Origin of the sequence: Rossellomorea sp. FS2 (assembly GCF_047915635.1) — a bacterium.
Classification (GTDB): domain Bacteria; phylum Bacillota; class Bacilli; order Bacillales; family Bacillaceae_B; genus Rossellomorea; species Rossellomorea marisflavi_A.
The window spans coordinates 330,860-353,568 of the sequence record NZ_JBLRVS010000004.1 but is presented as its reverse complement, the minus strand read 5'-3'; the positions used below and the strand labels follow the sequence as shown (position 1 = coordinate 353,568).

General features: G+C 50.0%; 32 protein-coding genes and 1 pseudogene. 18 read left to right on the top strand and 15 right to left on the bottom strand.

The window, feature by feature from the left end; all coding sequences use genetic code 11:
• The first annotated feature begins 151 nt into the window (after nucleotides 1-151).
• Nucleotides 152-424: a hypothetical protein gene (locus ACNA6I_RS12545; protein WP_416313415.1), complete on the top strand. Its 273-nt coding sequence runs from the start codon at nucleotides 152-154 to the stop codon at nucleotides 422-424.
• A gap of 32 nt (nucleotides 425-456) precedes the next feature.
• Here the strand turns inward: ACNA6I_RS12545 and ACNA6I_RS12540 are convergent, their stop codons facing one another.
• Entirely contained in the window at nucleotides 457-981 is a 525-nt protein-coding gene (locus tag ACNA6I_RS12540) for a histidine phosphatase family protein (RefSeq protein ID WP_416313414.1), read from the bottom strand.
• Nucleotides 982-1,114: 133 nt separating this feature from the next.
• Here ACNA6I_RS12540 and ACNA6I_RS12535 point away from each other — a divergent pair, with 133 nt between their 5' ends.
• The 8 genes from ACNA6I_RS12535 (at nucleotide 1,115) to ACNA6I_RS12500 (ending at nucleotide 7,530) form a co-directional block, all read left to right on the top strand.
• Entirely contained in the window at nucleotides 1,115-1,381 is a 267-nt protein-coding gene (locus tag ACNA6I_RS12535; RefSeq protein WP_148796038.1) for a PH domain-containing protein, read from the top strand.
• 126 nt (nucleotides 1,382-1,507) lie between these two features.
• The gene (gene dnaN, locus ACNA6I_RS12530) at nucleotides 1,508-2,626 is read left to right on the top strand and encodes a DNA polymerase III subunit beta (RefSeq protein WP_416313413.1); all 1,119 of its coding nucleotides are present in this window, start codon (nucleotides 1,508-1,510) and stop codon (nucleotides 2,624-2,626) included.
• A gap of 12 nt (nucleotides 2,627-2,638) precedes the next feature.
• Nucleotides 2,639-3,106 carry an NUDIX hydrolase gene (locus tag ACNA6I_RS12525; protein ID WP_148796034.1) on the top strand — a complete coding sequence of 156 codons (468 nt, stop codon included), beginning with the start codon at nucleotides 2,639-2,641 and terminating at the stop codon, nucleotides 3,104-3,106.
• A gap of 45 nt (nucleotides 3,107-3,151) precedes the next feature.
• Nucleotides 3,152-4,093, top strand: coding sequence for a serine hydrolase domain-containing protein (locus tag ACNA6I_RS12520; RefSeq protein WP_416313412.1), 942 nt, complete (start codon nucleotides 3,152-3,154; stop codon nucleotides 4,091-4,093).
• 1 nt (nucleotide 4,094) lies between these two features.
• A complete protein-coding gene (locus ACNA6I_RS12515) occupies nucleotides 4,095-5,084 on the top strand; it encodes a serine hydrolase domain-containing protein (RefSeq protein WP_252266151.1) in 990 nt (329 codons plus the stop codon).
• A gap of 24 nt (nucleotides 5,085-5,108) precedes the next feature.
• The gene (locus ACNA6I_RS12510; RefSeq protein WP_416313411.1) at nucleotides 5,109-5,663 is read left to right on the top strand and encodes a 2'-5' RNA ligase family protein; all 555 of its coding nucleotides are present in this window, start codon (nucleotides 5,109-5,111) and stop codon (nucleotides 5,661-5,663) included.
• A gap of 19 nt (nucleotides 5,664-5,682) precedes the next feature.
• Complete coding sequence (locus ACNA6I_RS12505) at nucleotides 5,683-6,366, top strand: alpha/beta fold hydrolase (protein ID WP_416313410.1); 684 nt, start codon at nucleotides 5,683-5,685, stop codon at nucleotides 6,364-6,366.
• 183 nt (nucleotides 6,367-6,549) lie between these two features.
• Entirely contained in the window at nucleotides 6,550-7,530 is a 981-nt protein-coding gene (locus tag ACNA6I_RS12500) for a quinone oxidoreductase family protein (protein WP_416313409.1), read from the top strand.
• 62 nt (nucleotides 7,531-7,592) lie between these two features.
• Here the strand turns inward: ACNA6I_RS12500 and ACNA6I_RS12495 are convergent, their stop codons facing one another.
• Both ACNA6I_RS12495 and ACNA6I_RS12490 read right to left on the bottom strand, forming a co-directional pair.
• Nucleotides 7,593-8,078, bottom strand: a complete 486-nt coding sequence (locus ACNA6I_RS12495) for a GNAT family N-acetyltransferase (protein ID WP_416313408.1) — start codon at nucleotides 8,076-8,078, stop codon at nucleotides 7,593-7,595.
• A complete protein-coding gene (locus ACNA6I_RS12490) occupies nucleotides 8,075-8,896 on the bottom strand; it encodes a hypothetical protein (protein WP_048005252.1) in 822 nt (273 codons plus the stop codon). The genes ACNA6I_RS12495 and ACNA6I_RS12490 overlap by 4 nt, the downstream gene beginning before the upstream one ends.
• 89 nt (nucleotides 8,897-8,985) lie before the next feature.
• On the opposite strand from ACNA6I_RS12490, the gene ACNA6I_RS12485 reads away from it, so the two are divergent.
• The 3 genes from ACNA6I_RS12485 to ACNA6I_RS12475 are packed head-to-tail and all read left to right on the top strand — an operon-like array spanning nucleotide 8,986 to nucleotide 11,628.
• Nucleotides 8,986-9,324 carry a hypothetical protein gene (locus ACNA6I_RS12485; protein WP_048005251.1) on the top strand — a complete coding sequence of 113 codons (339 nt, stop codon included), beginning with the start codon at nucleotides 8,986-8,988 and terminating at the stop codon, nucleotides 9,322-9,324.
• Nucleotides 9,321-10,124, top strand: coding sequence for a metallophosphoesterase (locus ACNA6I_RS12480; protein ID WP_416313407.1), 804 nt, complete (start codon nucleotides 9,321-9,323; stop codon nucleotides 10,122-10,124). The genes ACNA6I_RS12485 and ACNA6I_RS12480 overlap by 4 nt, the downstream gene beginning before the upstream one ends.
• A gap of 19 nt (nucleotides 10,125-10,143) precedes the next feature.
• Complete coding sequence (locus ACNA6I_RS12475) at nucleotides 10,144-11,628, top strand: HEAT repeat domain-containing protein (RefSeq protein WP_416313406.1); 1,485 nt, start codon at nucleotides 10,144-10,146, stop codon at nucleotides 11,626-11,628.
• Here the strand turns inward: ACNA6I_RS12475 and ACNA6I_RS12470 are convergent.
• Nucleotides 11,598-11,903, bottom strand: coding sequence for a hypothetical protein (locus ACNA6I_RS12470; RefSeq protein WP_252266164.1), 306 nt, complete (start codon nucleotides 11,901-11,903; stop codon nucleotides 11,598-11,600). The two genes, ACNA6I_RS12475 and ACNA6I_RS12470, sit on opposite strands and share 31 nt — an antisense overlap.
• A 167-nt stretch (nucleotides 11,904-12,070) precedes the next feature.
• Here ACNA6I_RS12470 and ACNA6I_RS12465 point away from each other — a divergent pair.
• Nucleotides 12,071-12,476: pseudogene (locus ACNA6I_RS12465) on the top strand (YjdF family protein).
• A gap of 72 nt (nucleotides 12,477-12,548) precedes the next feature.
• On the opposite strand, the gene ACNA6I_RS12460 reads toward ACNA6I_RS12465, so the two are convergent.
• Both ACNA6I_RS12460 and ACNA6I_RS12455 read right to left on the bottom strand, forming a co-directional pair.
• A complete protein-coding gene (locus ACNA6I_RS12460; protein WP_416313405.1) occupies nucleotides 12,549-12,827 on the bottom strand; it encodes a hypothetical protein in 279 nt (92 codons plus the stop codon).
• Nucleotides 12,828-12,836: 9 nt separating this feature from the next.
• The gene (locus ACNA6I_RS12455) at nucleotides 12,837-13,178 is read right to left on the bottom strand and encodes a hypothetical protein (RefSeq protein WP_416313404.1); all 342 of its coding nucleotides are present in this window, start codon (nucleotides 13,176-13,178) and stop codon (nucleotides 12,837-12,839) included.
• 346 nt (nucleotides 13,179-13,524) lie between these two features.
• On the opposite strand from ACNA6I_RS12455, the gene ACNA6I_RS12450 reads away from it, so the two are divergent.
• Nucleotides 13,525-14,157: an NAD(P)-dependent oxidoreductase gene (locus tag ACNA6I_RS12450; protein ID WP_416313403.1), complete on the top strand. Its 633-nt coding sequence runs from the start codon at nucleotides 13,525-13,527 to the stop codon at nucleotides 14,155-14,157.
• Between the two features lie 98 nt (nucleotides 14,158-14,255).
• On the opposite strand, the gene ACNA6I_RS12445 is transcribed toward ACNA6I_RS12450, so the two are convergent.
• Nucleotides 14,256-14,657, bottom strand: coding sequence for a YybH family protein (locus ACNA6I_RS12445; RefSeq protein ID WP_416313402.1), 402 nt, complete (start codon nucleotides 14,655-14,657; stop codon nucleotides 14,256-14,258).
• 135 nt (nucleotides 14,658-14,792) lie between these two features.
• On the opposite strand from ACNA6I_RS12445, the gene ACNA6I_RS12440 reads away from it, so the two are divergent.
• Entirely contained in the window at nucleotides 14,793-15,701 is a 909-nt protein-coding gene (locus ACNA6I_RS12440; RefSeq protein ID WP_416313401.1) for an alpha/beta fold hydrolase, read from the top strand.
• Nucleotides 15,702-15,737: 36 nt separating this feature from the next.
• Here ACNA6I_RS12440 and ACNA6I_RS12435 read toward each other — a convergent pair whose 3' ends face one another.
• From ACNA6I_RS12435 to ACNA6I_RS12425, 3 genes are read right to left on the bottom strand one after another with little or no spacing between them, the layout of a single operon-like run.
• A complete protein-coding gene (locus ACNA6I_RS12435) occupies nucleotides 15,738-16,247 on the bottom strand; it encodes an NUDIX hydrolase (RefSeq protein ID WP_416313400.1) in 510 nt (169 codons plus the stop codon).
• Nucleotides 16,240-16,659: a DNA topology modulation protein FlaR gene (locus ACNA6I_RS12430; protein ID WP_416313399.1), complete on the bottom strand. Its 420-nt coding sequence runs from the start codon at nucleotides 16,657-16,659 to the stop codon at nucleotides 16,240-16,242. Before ACNA6I_RS12430 ends, ACNA6I_RS12435 begins: the two co-directional genes overlap by 8 nt.
• Nucleotides 16,660-16,668: 9 nt before the next feature.
• Nucleotides 16,669-16,773: a EutP/PduV family microcompartment system protein gene (locus tag ACNA6I_RS12425; RefSeq protein WP_416313398.1), complete on the bottom strand. Its 105-nt coding sequence runs from the start codon at nucleotides 16,771-16,773 to the stop codon at nucleotides 16,669-16,671.
• Between the two features lie 97 nt (nucleotides 16,774-16,870).
• Here ACNA6I_RS12425 and ACNA6I_RS12420 point away from each other — a divergent pair, with 97 nt between their 5' ends.
• Complete coding sequence (locus ACNA6I_RS12420; protein ID WP_252266176.1) at nucleotides 16,871-17,530, top strand: O-methyltransferase; 660 nt, start codon at nucleotides 16,871-16,873, stop codon at nucleotides 17,528-17,530.
• 17 nt (nucleotides 17,531-17,547) lie between these two features.
• Here the strand turns inward: ACNA6I_RS12420 and ACNA6I_RS12415 are convergent, their stop codons facing one another.
• Nucleotides 17,548-18,105: a GNAT family N-acetyltransferase gene (locus ACNA6I_RS12415; protein ID WP_148796004.1), complete on the bottom strand. Its 558-nt coding sequence runs from the start codon at nucleotides 18,103-18,105 to the stop codon at nucleotides 17,548-17,550.
• Entirely contained in the window at nucleotides 18,102-18,755 is a 654-nt protein-coding gene (locus tag ACNA6I_RS12410) for a DUF3885 domain-containing protein (RefSeq protein WP_048005239.1), read from the bottom strand. Before ACNA6I_RS12410 ends, ACNA6I_RS12415 begins: the two co-directional genes overlap by 4 nt.
• A 183-nt stretch (nucleotides 18,756-18,938) precedes the next feature.
• Between ACNA6I_RS12410 and ACNA6I_RS12405 the strand changes: the two genes are divergently transcribed.
• The gene (locus ACNA6I_RS12405; RefSeq protein ID WP_048005238.1) at nucleotides 18,939-19,775 is read left to right on the top strand and encodes an aldo/keto reductase; all 837 of its coding nucleotides are present in this window, start codon (nucleotides 18,939-18,941) and stop codon (nucleotides 19,773-19,775) included.
• Nucleotides 19,776-19,840: 65 nt separating this feature from the next.
• On the opposite strand, the gene ACNA6I_RS12400 is transcribed toward ACNA6I_RS12405, so the two are convergent.
• The 3 genes from ACNA6I_RS12400 to ACNA6I_RS12390 are packed head-to-tail and all read right to left on the bottom strand — an operon-like array spanning nucleotide 19,841 to nucleotide 21,840.
• The gene (locus tag ACNA6I_RS12400; protein WP_252266180.1) at nucleotides 19,841-20,278 is read right to left on the bottom strand and encodes a DUF4362 domain-containing protein; all 438 of its coding nucleotides are present in this window, start codon (nucleotides 20,276-20,278) and stop codon (nucleotides 19,841-19,843) included.
• Nucleotides 20,279-20,294: 16 nt separating this feature from the next.
• A complete protein-coding gene (locus tag ACNA6I_RS12395) occupies nucleotides 20,295-21,329 on the bottom strand; it encodes a DUF4030 domain-containing protein (protein ID WP_252266182.1) in 1,035 nt (344 codons plus the stop codon).
• Nucleotides 21,313-21,840, bottom strand: coding sequence for an RNA polymerase sigma factor (locus ACNA6I_RS12390; RefSeq protein ID WP_159644521.1), 528 nt, complete (start codon nucleotides 21,838-21,840; stop codon nucleotides 21,313-21,315). Before ACNA6I_RS12390 ends, ACNA6I_RS12395 begins: the two co-directional genes overlap by 17 nt.
• 248 nt (nucleotides 21,841-22,088) lie before the next feature.
• On the opposite strand from ACNA6I_RS12390, the gene ACNA6I_RS12385 reads away from it, so the two are divergent.
• Nucleotides 22,089-22,706, top strand: coding sequence for a class I SAM-dependent methyltransferase (locus ACNA6I_RS12385; RefSeq protein WP_416313397.1), 618 nt, complete (start codon nucleotides 22,089-22,091; stop codon nucleotides 22,704-22,706).
• Nucleotides 22,707-22,709: the final 3 nt, after the last annotated feature.

Sequence of the window (22,709 nt, the reverse complement as noted above, 5' to 3'; positions counted from 1 at the left end):
CGAATCGAAACATGATAGACTTATAGGGATAAAGGACGTGAGAAAATATGTCAGGTACTGAAGCAGCGAAGCCTTTCCTTAGTACCTGCCTGTAGGGGACAGACCTTGAGGCCCCGTGCAGGCGGGTTCCATTCAAGGGAGGTCTTCATCTATGAAGAATCGAACACGTGCCAATACACGGCACCAACGTCGTCGCGTCATCCAACAAAAATTGTTTGTCGTCCGCAATGTGTGGGGGAGGGATGGGGAAGAACATATTCCGCATCCGTTCATCGTGCATCCGGGGAAACTGGCAAAGGGAAAACTGCACTGCTCATGCAGGATGTGCAAATACGATAAGAACTATCAGATTCCAAAATCCACCGTTGTGTCGAAGCTTGCGGTCATGCAACAGGAAGTGGACGAATATTTGTCAGAAGAATAAAGAAAGGGACCTCCGAATTGAGGTCCCTTTCTTTATGCGAAATGATAGGTTCTGTATCCACCGGTGTCGGAGGAAAGGGTTAGGATATTCCGGTCCTCCGGCATCCCTTTGAAGAAGGCACCGATGCAGCCGGTCGTACAGCGATGCCCGGCAATGAGGATGTTTTCTTCACTTCTATGCGTCGCTTGGAGCTCATTCATGAAGTGAAACACACGGCGGACCAGGGCGTTCGGGTCTTCAATGCCCTTATATATTTCTGGATCGGGAAGCGGACCGACGCGCTTCAGTTCCTCCAGCCGCACCCCGTCTGCTTCCCCGAGATCGATCACATTCAGGCGTTCATCTATCACGGGTGATCTGCCCGATACGATTTCTGCCGTTTGGCGTGCCCGTTCCTGAGGGGAGGAAAATACGTGGTCGAACCAAATTCCATTTAGGGCGTCCCGCAACGAATGAGCCTGCCCGATACCGTGGTCATTCAGGGGCAGGCCCCGTCTGCCCTGCATCCTGCGTTCTTTATTCCAATCGGTTTGGCCGTGGCGGATGACGTAGATCATCTGTAACTCCCTTTCGAATTGACTGAATTTTTTCTTGATAGTATAGCATGTTTAAGAATTCTTGGGAACGTTCTCCAATTCGGAACGTATATACAACTAGCAATTATATTTTTCTGCATAAGGAGTGACCATCATGGAACCAAAAGTTTCAATCAAACACCATAATCTGCGCATCAAATGGCAGTTCAGTACAATCGACATCCCCGTCTCCGACATCACAGACGTAACGCTGGATGACACGTATGCTGGGGAAGAAAAACGGGCCATCAGACTCGGATTCCCATACGGCCACACCGACCGGGTGGTAATCAAGACCAGGAGCGAAACCTATCTGCTTTATACAAGCAATGGTGGCATGAAAGATAAGATTGAAACACTCATGAAACAGGCCGCTGTATAAAAAATACATGTAGATTCTAGTAATATTTATCCATATTCCCCTTCATTTTCTGGTAAACTAGTTCGGGTAGGGAAATGTTTGCGCGTAATTGTAAGAATAATAGAAAAGTTCCGAGGGGGAATTGTGGTGAAGATCACGATTATGAGTGAGGTGTTCCACCAGGCGTTGGGAGATGTGGTGAGGGCGGTTTCGACGAGAACGCCGATGCCGGTGCTGACGGGTGTGCATCTTGTAGCGACGGAGGAAGGGCTCACGCTTGTCGGCAGCGATTCCGACCTGATTATCACGAGGGAGCTGCCTGCTGAAGCGGGGAGGCTCGACGTTGAGAAGCCGGGAGCGATTGTCCTTCCTGCCAGGTATTTGGCTGAGATCGTCAAGAAGCTCTCGGGTCCGATCCACCTCCAGTTGATTGACGATACGACGGCCGATATCCGGTGCGGGGAGATCAAGACGAAGTTGAAGGGCTTCCCTTCCGATGACTATCCGAAGCTTCCCGTCATGGAAGAGAGCGAAACGCTTCAGCTTGATGCCTCCCAGTGGATGGAAATGCTGAAGCAGACCGTATTTGCCGTTTCGAAAAGTGAAGCAAAACCGGTCCTGACCGGAGTACATATTTCCATGGGGGAGGGGCGGCTGAAATCGGTTGCCACCGATTCACACCGCCTCGCCTATCGTGAAACAATGATTGATCAACAAATCGAATGGGCATGCATCGTCCCGTATCAGGCGATCGGGGAGCTCATCAAGCTGTGGGACGGCAAGACAGAGGCAGTGGAGGTGGCCATGAACGAGCATCATATCCACTGCCGCCTAGGTGAAACCAGCCTCTATTCCCGCTTGATTGATGGGAAGTATCCCAACGTATCTGGTCTCATTCCGGAAGGCGGTGAGACGCTCGTGAAGATGGAGACGAAGCAGCTGTTGAAAGGTGTCGACCGCGCGTGCCTCTTTGCCGGGGAATGGAAGAATCATAATGTATACATCACCATTCACGACGGAAGGATGAAGCTTTCATCTGCCGCCACACAGCTTGGGAATATCCAAGAATCACAGAAGATCATGGAGATCGAAGGCACGGAGGAAATGAAGATGACCCTCGACGGGAAGTACTTGATGGAAGCACTGAGATCAGTGAAGGAAGAGACCGTGACCCTGCAATTCGGGGGCATCATGAAGCCTGTGGTGATTCGCCCTGAAGGCAATGCCGCCCATCTTCAGCTCATTTCACCGGTCAGGGCCTACTAGGATGGAGACAACATGAATATCGTACCGAATACGATCGCAGTCGTCAGCGTCACCCTCACCCAGGGCGATCAGGTGTTTCTGATCCAAGAAAATAAGCCCGGGATCAGGGGCAAGTGGAATTTTCCCGGAGGTCGGATCGAAGCAGGGGAAGATATTGCCGACGCTGCCTGGAGGGAAGTGAAAGAAGAGACGGGCTACTCCGTCCAGCTCACTTCGACGACAGGCGTCTATCCGTTCATCAGTGAAAAAGGCAGCCGTATCGTCCTGTTCCATTTCACCGGGGTGGTGACCGGGGGAAGCTTCCGCCCGGCAGAAGGGGAGATCCAGGACGGGAAATGGATGACCCTTGCAGAGCTAGAAGCGATGGACGACGCAGATCTCAGAGAACCCGCTACCCTGCGGAACATCATCGACCACATGAAGAATGACGACCTTTACCCTGTGGATCTCTATGCAGGACTGAGGCCGGAAGTGAGCTGAGGAGGAAGCGGGATGAATGATCCATTTCATGGGCTGAGATCCCATATGAAAACTATGAAGGAAAGAATGAAAGCATCAGGTGCAGCCCTTGTGGTCATGAAGGATAACCGGGTCGTCGAGGAATGGTACGACGGTTTCCATCATGGCCGGACAGGGGCGAGGAGCATCGATGCTTCTTCGCGTTTCAACGTCTACTCCGTCCGCGTGACCTATATCGCCCTGGCCGCCGCCATCTGCATCGAGGAAGGATCTATCCATCTCCACGATCCCCTGAAGGACTACCTTCCCGGAATCCCGGGTGAGGCAACCGTTCAACATCTGCTTACGAGGAGCACGGGATTGAAGTGGACGGAAGGAAGGGCAGAAGTGGTGGCTCCGCCGGGCACCGTACTGGAAGGGAAGCGGCCGGACCTCGTGGCCGCCATCATACAGAAAGCAACGGGTCAAACCATCCGGGAAATCCTTCATGAACGGCTCATCGACCCCATGGGATGGACCCATACAGGGTGGATGGGAGCGGCCGCAGAGAATCTCGTCTGTGACGTGTCTTCCCTCGGATACCCAACGATCCGGTTGGGCGCCGACGACGGGACGGACCGCAATCTATTTGTGAATGCGAGGGAGCTCGCCGAGTGGGGGAACCTCCATGTGACGGGTGGCATGAAGGACGGAAAACAGATTCTTCCCGAAAAGGTGATCCTGCAGGTAACCACCCCCGTCCACCGGTCTGGGCAACCATCCTTCGGCTATTTTTGGTGGCTGAAAGAAGGATACAGCTGTCACCCGCAAAACGAACTGGGCGCAACGCTGCCGGACGGCTCCTTCCAGATCTTCGGTGCCTCTGGCTGCGCCTGTCTCGTCATCCCGGAGTACCGGGCCGTTGCGGTTCGATTGTTTAATAGTTTGTATGAGGGATATGACTATCTGGCCGATATCCGGGGGTTTGGGGATGAAGTGATGAGAGGGTTGAGAAAGGGAGAGTGCTGATATGATTACGCTGACCAACAAAATTACGAACCTTATGAAACCCTATTACGTACCTGGAATGGGTCTCGCAATATTTAACAATCAAACGCCCTTTACTCTCTCCCTCGGCCAGGCTCAAAGAGGCAAAGGGAGCATAACGGAAGACACCCTTTTCCACACCTGCTCGATTTCCAAATTCGCGACCTCCATGCTGGTACTGAAGCTATGCCACCAAGGATTGCTCTCACTGGATCATCCCGTTCAAGACTACCTGAGGTCCTGGTCGCTCAAGAGTGGTGATGGCCCCGTTACCCTTCGCCACCTCCTCAGTCATCAGGGGGGAATTGAGGATCCTGAAGGTAGCTTCGGCATTCATCCAGGCCGCCCTGATATGGCACAGATCCTTAATGGAGAAACGCCTGCATGCCCCGCACGCATTGAGGCAGTCAAGCCGCCAAACCAGGAGTTCATCTATTCAGATGCCGGCTATTGCATCGTCCAACAGGTGGTGGAAGACGTACTGGATATCCCGTTTGAAACGGCGATCGAAGAGCACCTGTTCCGTCCACTGGGAATGAAGCGAAGCATGTACGAGCCGACTTTTCCCATGACCTCTGGACACGAGCCCGATGGCTCCGTCATGAAGGACCGGATACCCCATTATCCGTATGCCGCGGCATCGGGTCTATGGAGCACGCCTTCCGACTTGATGAAACTCGTGAAGGAGCTCTTCCGTTCTTTAAACGGAGAGGGGATCTTATTTTCCAAAGAGTATGCGATGGACATGATTTCTCCGCAAGGCGCCGCATCCTGGGCAGGACTTGGCGTGTTCGTGGATGGAGAAGGAAACTCCAAGGAGATTTCTTCCCTCGGTTGGGGAGAAGGGTTTCAGTCCATGATGGTCGCCGAGCCATTGGAGGGAAAAGCATGGATCATCATGACAAACGGCAATACGGGCATCCATCAGATGAATGGGCTGATTGGTGATGTGTACCGACTACTCACAACATAGCGCTTGGAAAAGGAGGGAAAGCCAGTGAAAAAGGAATACTTTATCGGCATCGTACCCCCAGAAGAGTACCTGGAAAGGGTTCAACAGTTTCAGAACAGGTGGATGGGAAACGTAGGGGTGGAGCCCCACATCACCCTGAAAGCCCAAGGGGGACTATCGCCTGACCGGAAGTGGCTGGATGAAGTGAAGGGGGTGGTTTCACGCTTCCGCCCGTTTTCCTTAAGTCTCGGGGAACAGGCTTATTTCGGAGGGATCATCCTATATCTTACTGTCCATTCCCCTGCTCTCTTTGATCTTCATCGCGAGATTGTCCAGGCTGTGTCCCCTTCACCGGAAGAGATCCGGCAGTACTTTGAACTGGAGGCATTCGTACCGCATCTGACACTGGGAAAAGAGCTGTATCCCTCATCGATCCGGGAAGGGGTAGGAAAAACGGATCTTGGCGTCATGGAACACCAGGCTAGAAGTGAGCTCGTCCCGTATCCTCGTTTTGATGTCACCTCCATTCGGGTGTACGAATTGAATACGGATAAAAAGCAATACGAACCGCTCATCGACCTGCCATTACGCACAGTCTGATAAAAAAAGGAGAACAATCATGGAAAAACTCTATCTGATTCACGGCTTCATGGGAACGGGGCAAGCTCATTTCTCCCACCAGATCGAAGCGTTCAAAGCCGACTATGACGTCATTGCACTGGATCTTCCCGGGCACGGGAATTCAACTGTAGAGCTTAAAGGAGATTACATAGAAGGCGCCATCCGCTTTGTTGAACAACAGATTGAACAGCACGGAAAAGGCTATGTGGTCGGTTTGTCACTCGGGGCAACCCTGGCCATCCATCTCGCCCTCCGCACACCGGAACTGATGAAGGGGATCGTCCTCACCGGCTATTCACCATTCATCCCTGATGAGCTGAAAGGCATCATGGAAGAGCAGCACCGCCATTTCCTGAGCATTGAAGATCACGAGCCGGAAGTGGCCGCACATTTCAACAACCTGCACGGCGAAAAGTGGAAGAAGATCCGGAGGGTCGTCCTCGACCGGATGACCTACGACTATCCTTCCGTGAGCGCCGCCGACCTTGCCGCTCTGTCGGTCCCGGCCCTCATCCTGAACGGAAGCATCGACCCCCACGAAGTCGATGCCGTCGCATTCATGAAGAAGGCCAACCCGGCCATCGAGGCGGGGCTCATCCCGGGTGGCAGCCATATTGCCAATATGGACTGTCCTCAGGTGTATAATGAGATTTTGCGAGCATTCTTAGAGAAGATTCTGTAGAGGGAAGCAATGAGAAAAGGGATTCCGGATAGTTGGAATCCCTTTTCTTTTTAAATTGTTATGAATAGATGGAACCGTTATTGATAAGTCCTTCTTATGACCATTCATCGAAAAAAACATCTTTGCTTATCAGGAAAAATCTTCTATTCTTAAACTACAATCATGGCAGGAGGAGTGAAGAAAATGAGAGCAGTTGTGGTGAAGGAATATGGAGATGTGACGGGAATGTACCTAGAAGAGGTGGACAGGCCGGTTCCAGGTGCGGGGGAGGTACTCGTACGGGTGGTGAAGACGAGCGTCAATTTTGCCGATATCAAAGCGCGCCGCGGAGGAAAGGGAAACAAACTTCCCTTCATTCCGGGGCTTGATGCTGCTGGCATCGTGGAAGAGATCGGGGAAGGCTGCAGGAGCGTATCCGTCGGTCAGCGGGTCATCTGTTTCCCGGATAACGGCTCGTATGCGGAATATGTCATCGTCCGCGAGGTATTAGTGTTTCCAATACCTGATGAGATGAACATGACCGTTGCAGCCGCAAGCCCCGTCGTCTCCTTTCTGAGCCATCGCCTGCTGACGGATGTGGCCCGTATGGTGAAGGGGGAATCCGTCCTGATCCATGCAGCGGCAGGTGGGGTCGGAACCACTGCGGCACGCCTGGCGAAGCAGCTCGGTGCGGGTCTCGTAATCGGAACGGTAGGAAGCGAGGAAAAAGCAGGAATCGCCCGTGAAGCAGGAGTGGACGAGGTCATCCTCTACAAGGAAGAAGACTTTGCCCAACGGGTGAACGAGCTCACGAATGGAAACGGAGTCGATATCGTCCTGGATTCCATATCAGGTGAGGTCACGGAGCGAAGCCTCACCTGTCTCGCCCCCTACGGAAGGCTCGTTCACTTCGGCAACGCTGGAGGACCTCCCGGCATGATCCGGTCGGTCGATCTTCACTCAAGCTGCCGCTCCATACTGGGATTCAGCCTCGGTACCACACGGAAAAAAAGACCGGAGACCCTGCAAGAAACCGCAGATGCCGTGATCCCCATGCTCGCATCAGGCCGATTGACCGTGGATGTGGGTCATGAGTTCAGTTTGAGCGACATTCAAGAAGCGCACGTGCTCATGGAGAACAGGGGGAGTAAAGGGAAGATTGTCATTCTTGTTGGAGAGGAGTAATGACAATCATCTGTGGGATAGATAAACCACTTGCCTCATCATGAATCATTCCAAGTATTCCGTCAAATGGTCAAATTCCCCCGGTTTTCAACCATTGTAATGAACTCGGCGCTGCGGGTGCGGAAGTCATCTGCTTTCCGGAACCCAAGCTTTTCATACACAGCAATGGCGCGCTTATTGAAGGTCGCCACGGAAAGCCTGATCGGCAAGGACGTATCCCTCCGGATCTCTTTTAGTATAAAGGCAGTGAAAGCGGCCCCCGTTCCTTTCCCGGTGAATGTCGGATTCATGCCGAGTCCGAAATCGACATGATCGTCCGGATAGACATCAAACTCATGGCCGATGGGGACCTGGGCGGAAGAACCGGTACAGAAGAATCCGTAAATTTGCCCCGACTCATCCAGGACCAGGCGATATTCACCGCCTGAAAGCTCCGCCACGGCTTCTTCCGACCTTTCATTTTCATAAAAGTCATAGGGTGGTTCATATTTCCACGCGAGGATTTCCTCCGCTGCTTCCCTGTTCAATTCTGTGATCGTCCAGTTCATTGATCTTGCTCCTCTCTATGTACAACAAGCCAGCGTTCGGCTTCTGTCACCATCCAATCCCCAAATTCGTTCAGGAATCGGATGACCTCTTCTGGATCACGCACCGGATTGATGGCATATTCCACAGCTTGCCTCATTTCCATTTCCTTCTCAGGGTAGTGCGATGAGAATAGCTGATACGCAGGATACAGGTCGCGGGTGTAGGTTCTTTCTTCCTCAATCACAAAGGCCATTCCGCACCGGATGATCAGCTTCATGATCCACGTGCAGCAGTCCATCACATCGTCCGGGTCTTCATTTCCCTTCAGATCATTTACCGCAAGGACAATCTGGTCGGAAATGGATGCGATATGGTCACGGGCAAGCTCCGCATCTGGACGGAAGTCAGGGAGTACAGGCTGGAGGTTCTCGCCATAAAGATGCACGCCATACACCTTGATCATGAACGAAATCAGGTGGAAGCGCTGTGGCTCCAAGAGTTCATTCAGCGTGCATACGGCAAACTCGACCCCGTTGATCAGCGGGTGTGAACCGGTGTCCAATGCTTGCAGGCGGGATTTGGTTACGTCCGTCCACGGTTGATGGGTGATCACCAGCAGGTCGATGTCCGAAATCCCTTCCACCCCGAGCCCCCTCGGCAGTGATCCCCTCAGATACACGCTGTGAATCATATCCCCAAACCCGTCAGCGATTCGTTCCGTCAGTTCTTCCACCACAGGCCTGAAAGTGGGATGCACCCGTTCCAGACTCGACTCATTCACGAATACGCCGTTTTCATCCACCCGGCAGACCGAGCCAATCGATTGAAGTTTAATCAAAGATGTTTCCTCCTTTTTGTAATAAAATCTGTATTTGGAAAATGCTTCTGCTATTATTTTAATAGAAAAAGAAGAGGAGGCGGGGGGAATTGGAGATAAAAACCATAGAAAATGCTTTGCGGATAGCGTGGTCCATCAAGTCCAGCTCGAAGTGGGTCGAGGAGAATCCGGCGAGAGGGCAGTGCGGGGTGACGGCTCTCGTCATCCATGATCATCTGGGAGGTGAAATCGCCAAAACCCCGATCGAAGGAAGTTGGCATTTTTACAATATGATAGACGGCGTCCGTCAAGATTTCACGGTTTCACAGTTTGATTGCATCCCCGACTACGAGGACCGACGATCCTCAAGAGACGAAGCATATGCCGATACAAATGAAGAGCAGTACATCTATCTTAAAAAAGCGTTCCAACTGGAAATCAGCCGGTGAAGAAAAGGGTTGTAGTAAGTGGAATCGTCCTTCTTCTGGGATTGTTTTGCTACTTTCAAAATAATGCCCTTGTCACCACGAAGCTTGAAATAGAATCTTCGAAGATCCCAGAAGCATTCAATGGCTATCGGATCGTCCAGCTTTCCGATCTTCATGGAAAGTCTTTCGGACCCAATCAGGACAGGTTGATACAAAAGGTGAAGAAAGCTGAGCCTGATTTGATAGTATTCACAGGAGATCTTGTCGACGCAAAGCGATATGATCCAGGTCCCGGACTCACCCTCCTAAAGGAACTGTCCACCCTTGCACCGGTATACATCATTTCAGGAAATCACGAATGGTGGTCAGGCCGGTGGGAGGAACTGAGGGATGAGGTGGGGGAAACAGGCGCATTCCTCATCGAGGATGATGCGGTCACCATCACGGAGAATGGGGAAGAAATCGGGCTCCTCGGGGTGGATGACCCTGCCGGTGGAGATGTGCCAGCTGCCCTTCAGTCAGTTGGAAAGGAAAAAGGGTTTAACATCCTTCTTTCTCATAGACCGGAGCTCTTCAATCTCTATAAAGAATACGGAATGGATCTTGTACTGAGCGGTCATGTCCACGGCGGCCAGGTCCGTCTGCCGTTCATCGGAGGACTAGTGGCTCCTGATCAAGGGTTGTTTCCAGCGTATACAGAGGGGCTCTATAAAGATGGAGACGCGCATATGGTTGTCAATCGAGGACTCGGCAATAGCATCATTCCCCTCCGGATCTTCAATCGCCCCGAGGTAGTCGAGATCACGCTTTTGGCAAAATAAACGAAAGGGTGGGAATGGGATGAAGAATACACAGCATGAAAGAGACCTCTCGCAGGTCCCTGATCAATTCCAACAGCTGCTCACACGGAAAAAAGAAAAAGCAGCAAGAGAGCTCCACACCTATGTGAGCACATTAGTCAGCACCGATCTCATCACGCTCGATGTCCTTTTCCGGGAACGCACGTCCATGGATTGGTCCCGGGACTGGTCCCGGAAAGATCCGCTGACCCTTTTGCCGCGAAGCGTAAGTGAAGATATGAAGAAGACCATTCTTGGCCTCGCTACCTTTCATCCAAACGGCTATTTTCGCGAACGGGCACTGAGAGCACATGAAGAATTGGATTCCATTCTCTCATTACCATTTTTACTCTTGCGCTGCATGGATTGGGTAAAGGAAGTCAGGGAAGTCGCGAACCATCTCGTCCGGTCAAAGATCCGACCGGAGCATGCCAATTCGTTCGTTGACCATTTGCCGATCCTGTTTAAATGGAGAGAATCAGAGCGGGCTGACAAGGGGTTGCTTGAGGTGATCTTCTCGATGCTCACGGAAGAAGGAGCCGCCCTTATTAAAGGGACGTCATCCAACCATCCGAGAATCCGCCATTTCAGCTACAGATCGATCCTTCAAGGGGGCCGGGCTACACAGTGCCAGCTCATAGAGTGGATGAAGAGGGAGTCAGAGCCGAATTCCAGGCTTCTGCTTTACCGTTCATTCACGGAAAACGTGACGGAGGATGCCTTCAAGGCTGCCTATCTCGTCTTGAAACACGACCGCTTTCCTCAAATCAGGGCGGATGTCTTAAGGCGCTATCATTCCATGCATCCAGAAGATGAGAATGAAGTCAGGAAAGCTCTATTTGACCGGAGCGGAATGATCCGTTCCGTCGCCCGCTACCTTATGAAGGAAAACGGAGTCGCCGATCTTGCTCCTATTTACCGGGAGGCCATCCAGGAAGGAACCTCTCTTAGGGGAGCCATCCTGGGTCTGGGTGAAACAGGAGATGCGGGTGATGCCGAGAGGATCCTTCCTTTCCTGGAAAGAAGTGAGCCAGGGATCGTCAAGGCCTCGATCCGTTCACTTGGTTTCATCGGAGGCGGATGTTATCAGGAGGAGCTGATCGACCTGTTGGATCATGAGCATAGAGGGGTGGCGAAGGAAGCGAGAAGAGCGCTGCAACACACCGGGTATGATGCGTTCGAAGATAGGATTTACGGGGTGTATGCCGGGGCTTCCACTCTTCATACGGCTTTGCAGTGTGCCGTTCTACTGGGGACCCTTCCAAAATGGAAGGGGATCCGCTACAGTATCGAAATGAGCGCATCAACTGAGCCGGCCATCCGGGAACTCGGTCGCCACCAGGTGGACAGATGGCTCAGGACCTTTAACAAAACCTTCACTGTCCCGACCTCTGACCAAAAGCATCGCATCAAGGAAGCCTTGCAAAAGCACGGTGATGCGTTACCCCCGGATGTTCAGCGTGAACTTGCTTTTTGTCTTAAATAGGATCGTCTTCCGCTGAAATAGGACATGATCCCGAAAAGTGTCACGACAGCAGAACTCCCGCCCATTACATAAACAGCTCCGAAGTCAGGTGGAAGTCCGGTTGCGAGCCACACTTCATAGGCGAAAAAGGGGATCAGGAAAAGGCACGGGAGGCCAAATAAGAGCAGAACAAGGTGCTTCCCGACCTCACGCCACGGTTTTGCTTCCGCCCATGCAAACCCCCTGAAGAGCAACAAAACCGTGATGAATGACAGACAAGCTAGAATCATAGCCATAGGAGTCTCTCCTTTCAGGATGACATCCATTATACAAAAATAGTATAATGGAAATGAAATGTAAAAACACGATCCGGTTGGTAGTCCGGATGCACGCTTGGCGTGTCAGTGACCTTCCCCTCCTCGGGATGTCCATCATTTCAGTAAACAAAGAGGAGGGAATCGTTATGACCTTAACGATTTACCATGATGGTCAGTACTGGGTCGGCATCGTTGAAGTAGTGGAGAAAGGCAAGCTTAAGGCCTTCCGCCATGTATTCGGCACCGAACCGAAAGAGGAAGACATCCTGTTATTCATTCATGGAAGATTATCCAGGCTGCTGGACGAATCATCACAGCCGGGAGTCGAGGTGGCACACAAAAAGCGTGGACAGGTCGAAACGCCTGCAGCGCCTCGCAGCCAAGGAAATGAAAAAAGGAATCTCGACCAAGGCCCAGGAAGCCATGAAAGAAGCGCTTGAACACAAAAAAGTGCAAGCGAAGATTCAAAATCGCATCGAACGGGATACGCTTCAACAGTTGAAATACGAGAAAAAGAAACAAAAAGCTAAAGCGCGTCATCGCGGCAAGTAGAGCTGGAACCCCATGGATAGATCCGTGGGGTTTCTTTTTTTCTTTCCTTGATGGGCGTCTCAACTACGCAATTCAGTAGATAATTCCTTCAATCAGGTACGCTGTCAAACCGATCGCCATCACCATCAAGGTCGAACTCCTGACCAACCTGATCGAAAGAGAATTTCCCATCAGCGCATTTGTTGTCCGATGAAAAAGCAACATGATCATACCGATCAGGATTGAACCCACCCAATTGATGAAACCAGATGCAGTCGTAAACGATTGCCAACCATGAAGAAAGCGATCGATCAGCATCAGATGAAGGATGCCAAGGAGCAAAGATAAAACGGTAACTAGTCTTTTTCCCATTGATTCCTGTCATTCCTCCCTTGTGGTATACACATTGTCCTCGACCAAAACGGCCTTCTCTACGGGAATCCCCGCCACTGATTGGATCGCACTCCCCGGAGAAGCGAAAGTAGCTTCCCCGTCCTTTAATTGATACGTTGGGTTATCTTCTTCCTCACTACCGACCAAGGAAAATGAGACTTCACCAAGTTTCTCATCGGCCCGAGCCTCGCCAAAGTCTTGATCAAGGAGGTAGTTGTGTCCGTTCCAACGGACAATATCGGCCCATTCCACTTTCGTTTGTACCTCTGAAGGGGACATGCTGCATCCCCCCGCCACCAGCATAACGGATAAAAGAAGAAGGAATCTCATTCAACCACTCCTTTTGGAAAAATATGATAAATATACTGTACCACAAATCCTTCCTGTAAAGATAAAAAAGAAGACCTGTATCACACAGATCTTCCTCCAGTTAATTCGCTTCAACTTGACGATTTTTTTTTTTTCGTCTGGAACCCTATTAGTCCCCAACAATTGTAAATAATAGTTTGCTATTACAGTCGTTGGTTAGACTCCTTACGCTAAAAACACCGGCTATTAAAACACCAACTACCCCTTTGGACATTGAGTATGAAATGACTATTTTCCTAGCCAGAGGGAATATTGTGGTAAAATACTCATGAATATAAAAGTAGTGGAGAGAAAGAGGGGAACCATTATGAAAATAGCGATTATTGGGGGCACAGGGACAGCTGGAAAGGCCCTTACGAGAATGGCGTTAGATCAAGGTCACCACGTTCATATGCTCGTGAGGGATCCAAAAAAGGTGTCAATTACGGATTCTTCTCTGAAGGTGGTGACAGGTGATGCGTTTAGTGAGGATACCTTAGTCGATCTGATGTCAGAATGTGAAGTCATTATCAACGTATTTGGACAACCCAACCGCGCAAAGCCCTTATATAGTACATTAACGAAGAAGATTTTACGCAAGATGACTCATATGGGGATAAAACGATACATAGGAGTGACCGGAGGATCTCTAACCATTCTAGGAGACCGGAAATCGCTGGTCAATCGAATCGGTGCATTCGGTTTTAGCATCTTCTATGGTCCTATGATCAAAGATAAGCAATTGGAATATGAAATCTTAAAGGAAAGCGATAGAGACTGGACGCTTATTCGTCTTCCATTTGTTAGAGATCATTCAGTGACCGGGTATGAGGTCAGTCTGACCGACATGCCAGGTCTATCTGTATCACCGGAAGTCATTGCAGCATTCATTTTGGATGAACTTGAGAGCAAGCGCTTCTCTCAACAACTTCCTTTCATTTCCAACGGCTCCGTCACTTGATTCAATCCTGGTTATAGGTGAAGGAACTGGATGCTGCAACACTTATGGCTGTCTGCCTACCTTAAGCCCGGGGGACGCATAGTCCTTTCCGCTCTATCCTATATAGGATTCCTGCTCAAATGTTCATGAATAAGAAGCCAACACCCCTCATCTTTAACAAACGCATTCGTCGCTCTCCCGTGACCTTTCACAAATGCCCCATCCACATAGCCTTCATACGTGAACCGATAGACGCAAAGTGCCTCCTGCTCTCCTCGTTGTAGCCAGTTCACATCACTCGCACCATATACTTCATCCTTCACGACCGACCAGGCGTGTTCAAAGTAAGTCTGTATTTCTTCCATAGAAGAGCAGGTCCGGTCAGAAAAATAATAAACGGCATGGGGATGGAGAAGTTTCTCGACCTCGCTGAAGCGATGGGTGTTCGTCGCGTCGATGTAACGGTCTAAGGTTTCTTCTGCCGGATGTACGTAATCGTTCTCCATTGCAGCTTGCTTCATGTTCGTTTCCTCCTTATGGGTTCAGTACGAAAAGCAAAATCTCTAGTGCAACTAATTTACCATAATAACCCTTAATTTACATCATTTATTATGTGGTGTGCTAGAATAAAAGAAAAGAAATTCTAGGAGGATGCTATGATAGGAGAACTGATTGAAATCAGAGGGAAGAAGCTGTATGTGGAGACATTTGGAGAGAAAGAGCTTCCGGGTGTTTTATATCTTCACGGTGGACCTGGGGAAGGCAGCCATGACTTTTATTATCACCAGGCGAAGCGTCTGGGTGAACATGTTCGCCTTATCATCATCGATCAGCGGGGCGTATGCAGGTCTGAAGGAATCGAGGAGGGGGAAGCGTTCGGACTCCGTGACCTTGTGGAGGATTGTGAAGCACTGCGGGATTACTTCGGCATCGAACGGTGGTCGGTGATTGGCCATTCATTCGGGGGATTCCTCGCGCTCCTGTATGCGTCAGCCTATCCCGGGTCCATTGAGAAGATCATCTTTGAGGGGCCGACGTTCGATTTTGAGCTCACATCCCGGAGCCTGATCCGGAAAACGTCCTGCCTGCTGGAAAAGTACGGACAACGCAATCTCGCCGAACAGGGGAGGGAGCTTGCTGAAGCCGATGTATCCATCAGGGAACTGACGGAAGGGTATATGGAGCTGAGTGATCATCTCGGGGAACACCGCATGGAAATCTATCGTTACAATCACGACAATCCCACCGATTACGAATCCTATCACTCTGAAGAAGAATGGGATGAATTTTATGACCGCTCTGAATTTCACTATGATCTTCTACGTGAAGAAGGGGAAGTGTTCCGATCCCTCCTGCCCCTGCTGAGTACCGTGCCGAATCCCATGCTCCTTGCTCTAGGGAAATTCGACGCGACCACCTGCGAGAAGCAGATCAAAGCGTTCCAGCATGACGCTCCGAACGGTAGTGTCACCATTTTTGAGCATAGCGGTCATACGCCTCATTATGAGGAGCCGGATGCCTTCAAGGAGGAAGTGCTGCGCTTTATTAACGAAGAAACGGCTTAGAGAGAAGACCTTGCGCCCATTGATGCAGGGTCTTTTCTATGCCTGGACAAGTGGGATGACTCCGGAAGCAGGAATCTCTTCATACGAGTAGGTGCGAACAGACCCATTTTCCATGGTGAACCGGTGGTGGAATCCGCTCTTCTCTTTCAACATCCTTGAAAAATAATGAGGAATCATGCTGCCGACACCGTGATTCAGGTCCATGAGAAGCCAATCAATCGTTTTCCAGTCGAGCAGCCCTTCAAGGGTCCTGATCGGGGTGGAGTAGGGAACGTCACTTGCAATCACGGCCGTGAAGAGATGCATTCCGCCCGTTGTGCCATCATCCGTATTCCAGGAAACGGTTCCTTTATCCTGAATATGTTCCGGGGCAAGGTGAAGGCCTGTTTCTTCAGCTATTTCGCGAAGGATGCATGCCGCCGGGGTTTCCCCGTCATTCATTTTGCCGCCGACTCCGTTCCATAGACCGAGTACCGGGGGTTTATCGCGATTGAGCATGAGGATTTCATCGTTTCGCTGGATGAAGCATAGCGTGTACTTATACATGGCGTTTCTCCTTTCGTAAGTCCCAGTCGATGGGCTGTTGATTGTCGTGAAGGATGAGAAGCGGGTACCCTCTTTCTTTGAAGAGCTTGAGGATATACGGTTTTGTTTCCTTTTCAAACAGGGCGTTCCATTTGAACATGTTCTTGAAGATCGTGAAGTCCGGCGTGTAGTGAGCGGATTCACGGCCCGTTTTCTGACGGAGGAAGCGGAAGGTGATCTGCTTCATCCTCTTATAGTAGGGGGTGTCGAGGAAGAGGATCACGTCTGCATTCCGGAAGCTTTCTTCTACCCAGGCAGTGCTGTGGACGCCTTCGATGATCCAGCTCTCCGCTTTCACAAGGTCGGCGAGGACGGCGTTGCGCTCTTCATCTGTGCGTCTTCGGTCTCCACCCTGCCTCCGTTCCCACACCACATTGTCGAGTTAGTGAAAGGGGATACTGGTGGCGGTAGAGAGGGCGCGGGCCAATGTGGTTTTCCCGCTTCCGACGGAGCCGATGATATGGATTCGTTTTGGGATGGTTGGCATGGGGGCTCCGTCCTTTCAGTTGAGTCTACGATTTCCTGTATGGAACATTTTAGCATATAATGAAGGTGTGAAAATACTAGATTAGGAGACGGTGCATATGGGTTCTGAGTTGTGGAATGAAGTGGATCAGTATTTTGCCAGAAAGCTATTAGGTGATGATGAATTGGAACGGGTGCTTCAGGCGAACAGGGAAGCCGGCCTTCCCGAGATCGATGTGTCTCCCCTGCAAGGGAAGTTCCTCACCCTGATGGCCCAGATGAAGGGGGCAAAGCGGGTGCTTGAAATCGGTACCCTTGGCGGCTATAGTACCATCTGCTTGGCAAAGGGAATCGGTGTCGACGGAAGGGTGACGACCCTTGAAGTGGACCAGGCCCACGCCCTGATTGCAGAAGGGAACATCCGGCGTGCGGGATTCCATGAGCAGGTGGAAGTCCTGGTCGGGAGTGCCCTTGATACGCTGCCGAAGCTGAAGGAAGCGGGCCACGTCTTTGATCTTGTCTTCATCGACGCCGATAAAGAGAACAATCCGCGCTATCTGGAATGGGCCCTTGCCCTCACGACATCAGGATCCGTGATCATCGCCGATAATGTCGTACGGAATGGAGAGGTCGTGGATGCCGCCTCCACGGACGGACGCGTCATCGGGATCCGGGAGTATATGGATCTTGCCCAGCGTGATCCCCGCATCGAATCGACTGCGATTCAGACCGTCGGTTCCAAAGGCTATGACGGCCTCGTGATCAGCATAGTCAAATGAACATCCCCGAAGGGCGGTCACAAGCCGCCCTTTTTCCAATCCTTCTTCAAGAGGGAGTAGATGTAGTGATCGTAGTACTCCCCCTGGAAGAAATGCTTCTCCCTGAAGATTCCCTCCCTTTCAAACCCCAACCGCTCGAGTAACCGGCAGGATGCCGTGTTTTCAAGGGCGACGAATGCCTGTATCCGGTTGAGCCCCATGTTGCGGAAGCCGCTGTCGATGGCGGCGGTCAAGGCTTCGCTCATATATCCTTTTCCCCATTCCCCGTGCCAGAGATCAAAGCCGATTTCAGCCACATGATTCACGACATCCCATTGGTCGAAGCCGCACGTTCCGATCGGGGTGGCGGTTTCTTTCTTTCGGATGATCCAACGGTTCCGTCCATAGTCTTCCGGATACTCATGCCAGTCGATCCACTCTTTTGCCTGATCGATCGAGGTGAAAGGCTCTTCATCATAGAGGTACCGGCAGACGAGGGGATCCTTGTAGAGTGCGAGAATGAATCTGGCATCGTCAGCTGTGGTGTTTACGAGTGTCAGCCGTTTGGTTTCAATGGTGGGGAATGCTTGTTTCATCCTGTTTCCTCTTTCATGAAAACCTCATTAATCTGCTCCCGATCATACTCTAGGATCCAAGGGGATGCCGAATGATAAAGTGGAAGGAGGGTATCTTTTTCAGCTGAAATAATATCGCAGCCGCGGTCGTCATAGAGATGGTAGATGAGGTGCTTGGTGATGTTGACGATGTAAATGTCGATCCCTATGTTCCAACGATTCTTCAGAATCCGTGTCGGATGATTAAAATCTTCATGACAGATTGCCATCAGGAGCGGCCGATAGCGGATGTCGCCTGCTTTGCATTGCAGGGAGAAGCGATGAGTCACCGTCTCATCCTCCTCATCAAACCTTCTGTCTAACCGTTCAACCCGCAGCTTCTTGCGTACGTCTTTATCCTTGATGTATTTGAGAAAGATGTTGGTCTTCGGTAGTGAAGAATCGGATAGACCAAGGAGATCTGTCACGAGGATCACATCATCGTCCTGCTCAAACACCGCCTTGAATAAGCTTGTCGTCCTTTCGCCCATCTGCTCAAGGTTGTCTTTGTCGAGGTGCTCACTTCCGGGCTTGGCGATTTCAAACCGCAGCCCCGTCGGCCATGAATAAAAGAGCGGTGGTTCGAGGGTGAGCCCAGGAAAGTGTTCGTGTAGATAGTTGTGTGTATTCATGATAAGGCTCCTTTCGTATCAACTATTCTACCATAGTGGAACATTTTGGATATGTTTTTGTCATAGTTTCAGCGGGTAAAGGTTACCTGTCAGTGCCTATCGCACATGAAAGTGCCTACTTCTATCTTTTGGGAAGATGGTACATACTGAAGTAGAAACGATTTTTGAAGGAGGAGTTCATTCATGGGTGCAAAATCCATTACACTAAATAACGGCGTACAAATGCCGGAAATCGGCTACGGCGTGTTCCGTGTCGAAGAAGGAAAAGACCTGGAGAAAGCAGTGGAAACCGCGATCCGCATCGGATACCGCAGCATTGATACGGCTGCGATCTATCAAAACGAGAAGAGCGTAGGGAAAGGTGTCCAAAACGCCATTGACGCCGGTCTCGTGACGAGGGAAGAGCTGTTCATCACATCCAAAGTGTGGAATGACGGTCTTTCATACGATGAAACGATCCAGGCATACGAAGATACATTGGAGAGACTCGGTCTTGAGTATCTTGACCTGTACCTCATCCACTGGCCAGGCCAAAACAAATACATGGAGCCTTGGAAAGCCCTTGAAGCCCTTTATAAAGAAGGTCGCATCAAATCAATCGGTGTGAGCAACTTCCAAGTATCCCATCTCGAGCATCTTCTTGAAACAGCAGAGGTGAAACCGGTCATCAACCAGATCGAATTCCATCCGAAACTTGTACAGGAAGAAGTACGTGCATTCTGTGAAAAACATGATATCCAGGTGGAAGCATGGTCCCCGCTCATGAACGCCGAGCTATTGAACCATGAAACGGTGAACGAAATCGCCGAATCCCTTGGCAAATCAGCGGCACAGGTCATCCTTCGCTGGGATCTTCAACACGGCGTCGTGACCATCCCGAAATCCATGACAGAATCACGCATCAAGGAAAACATCGACATCTACGACTTCGAACTGACCGAAGAACAAGTCAAAACCCTGGACGCCCTCGATGAGCACAAACGCATCGGGCCGGATCCGGACCAGTTTGATTTTAAATAAACCTAACAACAAAGAACCGGATGCGATTGGGCATCCGGTTTTTTGCATGGATGGGAACCAGGATCTTAGCGTTCTTCCCACTGTTCTTTTGATAGTTCAAGAAGCGGGTGCTCCGTTTCCTTAGAGCACCCCTTCAAATAAAACCCTATTTCATCATTCGGTGTTTCCCTTTGCTCCAATTCAGTGCAGGTGTCCGTTGTAACCCCTATATCTTCACCGCCAAATTTATCATGGGAGTCATCATAGGAAAATCCGAATTTACTTCCGTCATACTCCACATCATGAAAAATCGGATCTCCTTCCTTGGTATATCCCGTTATCCTCAGTGTAGCTTCATTCTTATCCTGCACATTCTTCACAAACTCTATGAAGGGTCCCGGATTTTCTACCCCGTTCTGGACTACGACATCACCACGTTTGATTGCTTCATCGGAGTTGTAGGCTCCGTTTGAGCAGGCCGAGGAAAGTACTATTAATAGGATAACAGGGATGAGAGTCCTCAATTTTACACCTCCATCATTAATTGATTTTGTTTCCGTCCTTACTTCTGATTACTAGCTGGTACTCTTCCTTATTGATTTTCTTTTGTACTTCATCAGACTGAAGGAATTGTTGGATGTCTGTTTCGATCCTTCCGACTTTTTCTAATCGATCAGGATCTGATTCCTTGATTGACGTTTTGATGATGATCTGAAGAGGGGGAGGGGAGAACGAATAAGCAAACCCTGTGACCTGGTACTCTTTCTTGGTCATCAATCCTTCAATCATCGTTTGGAATAACTCATTCCATGCTGTTGATCTTGCTTTTTCTTTTTCTACATCGACTGATTGGAGCTTAACATTCAAATCCTTGGTGCCATGAACCTCAAATGTTTGCTGAATGATGGTTTTGATTTCTTCTTTTCTTGATTCAGATGCTGGAACGCTCACTTCCACGGATACGTGGTCGGAGTCCGGTTCTAAAGAAAAACCGCCAGACAAAATGGTCACATCAACTGCAGTGAGTTTTTCCTTTGCTTCCTCCCATGCCAAGTTCAGCTTCTCTTCCATTTCCGATGGCTGTGGAATCTTGTCAACTTGAAGTACCACTTCCACAGTAGTAGCATCATATCCTTTTTCCGAAAATACTTTCCTTGAGATGGATTTGATTTTCCCACTGACCTCACGAAGATCCTCTTCTGAACCCTCAATGGAAACGATGATATCCCGTGTCCCGGAAATGCCGATCACATTGATGTCATTCTTTTTAAATTCCTCCCATAAACGTTCATGCAAGGTTTCAGAATGAAAGATGGTGCTAAGGTAGGGGATTTTAGAAGCCACCTTTGCCATTGTAGGGGAAACAAAAGCCGATCCAATGAAGATACCGAAAAGGAAGAGGCATGCGGTCAGAGCATAAGCTGTCATGCGTAACCAGCCTTTTCGAAGAGGCTGTTTGGTATCAATCGTAGAGAGAATTCTGTTCTTCAGGTTACGTTCTCCACGCCACTTCATATTGGATTCCAGCTCCGACAGCTGTTGATCGAGTTGCGTTTCACTAGATGATCTCTTCATCCCAATAGCCCTCCTTTTCAATTTGTTTCCGAAGTGCAGGCATGGCCCGGTGAAGGGTGGATTTCACTTTACTCTCTGACCATCCCAATATCTCTGAGGTTTCTTCAATGGAAAACTGCTTGATCTTTCTCAGAATGATGACTTTTCGATATGAATCTTTGAGACTGCCGATGGCCAAATGAAGTTCGGATGAAGTCTCTTCTGTTATGACAAACTCATCTGGCAAGGGAGCCGAGTCATGCTGACGTTGGAAGAATTCCTTCATGAAGAGGGCCGGTTTTCGTTTGCGTATGTAATCCATCGTTACGTTATGTGCGATGCTGAACAGCCATGTCCGCTCGCTGGCTTGATGGTTGAAGGAATCCCACTTCGTATAGGCTTTGACAAACGTATCGTGAGTGAGATCTTCTGCCGATGAATAGTCTTTGACCATAAGGATAATGAAATGAATGATGGAGCGGCTGTGCTCATCATATAAGCGGGTTATCTCATCTTTTGGGGAAGCGGTCATGATCATTACCTCCTTTCGTTGGTGTCCACTATAGCTTAGACGGATAGCTTGGAAAAACGTTGTGATTTCGATCAAATTAAAACTCCTATCCATTTAAACCCATTTATTCATGTTACAATTGAATCAACAAAATCGAAAGGCGTGATCCACATGAAATTCCAAACACTTGCAACCAACCTGATAGAGGCACGTCACGGGTAAAAACCAACACCATGCCCGTGATGAATCAACACTTACGGAGGGCATATATGTTAAATAGTACTGGGTTTGATCTATGGGCGGACCAATACGATGAAACGGTAAAAAAGAGCGAGGAAAGCAACCAGTACCCGTTTGCGGGGTACAGGGAAATTTTGAATGTGATTTATAAGGAAGCGATGGGGAAGGACAATGCTGAAATCCTCGACATCGGCTTTGGGACCGCGGTTCTCACAAGCAGGCTTTACGATCATGGTCACACGATCACCGGAATCGACTTTTCCAGGGAAATGATGGCGAAAGCCCGTGAGAAGATGCCGGCTGCGGAATTGATACAAGCGGACTTGCAGGAAGGGCTCCCTTCTGTCATCAAGCAGTCATCCTATGACGTCATCATCAGCACCTACACGCTCCACCACCTTACGGATAAAAAGAAGACAGCGCTGATCAAGGAGTTGATGGGTCTGTTAAAGACCGGGGGCAAACTCCTGATCGGAGACATTTCGTTTCAAACGAGGGAAGACCTTGAGGCGTGTCGGAAGGACAATCGGGGACGTTGGGATGATGACGAGTTTTATTTTGTGAGGGATGAACTGATGGACTCGCTCCAAGTGATGTATGAGTATCATCAGATTTCCCACTGTGGCGGCGTCTATGTGATTGGGTAAATA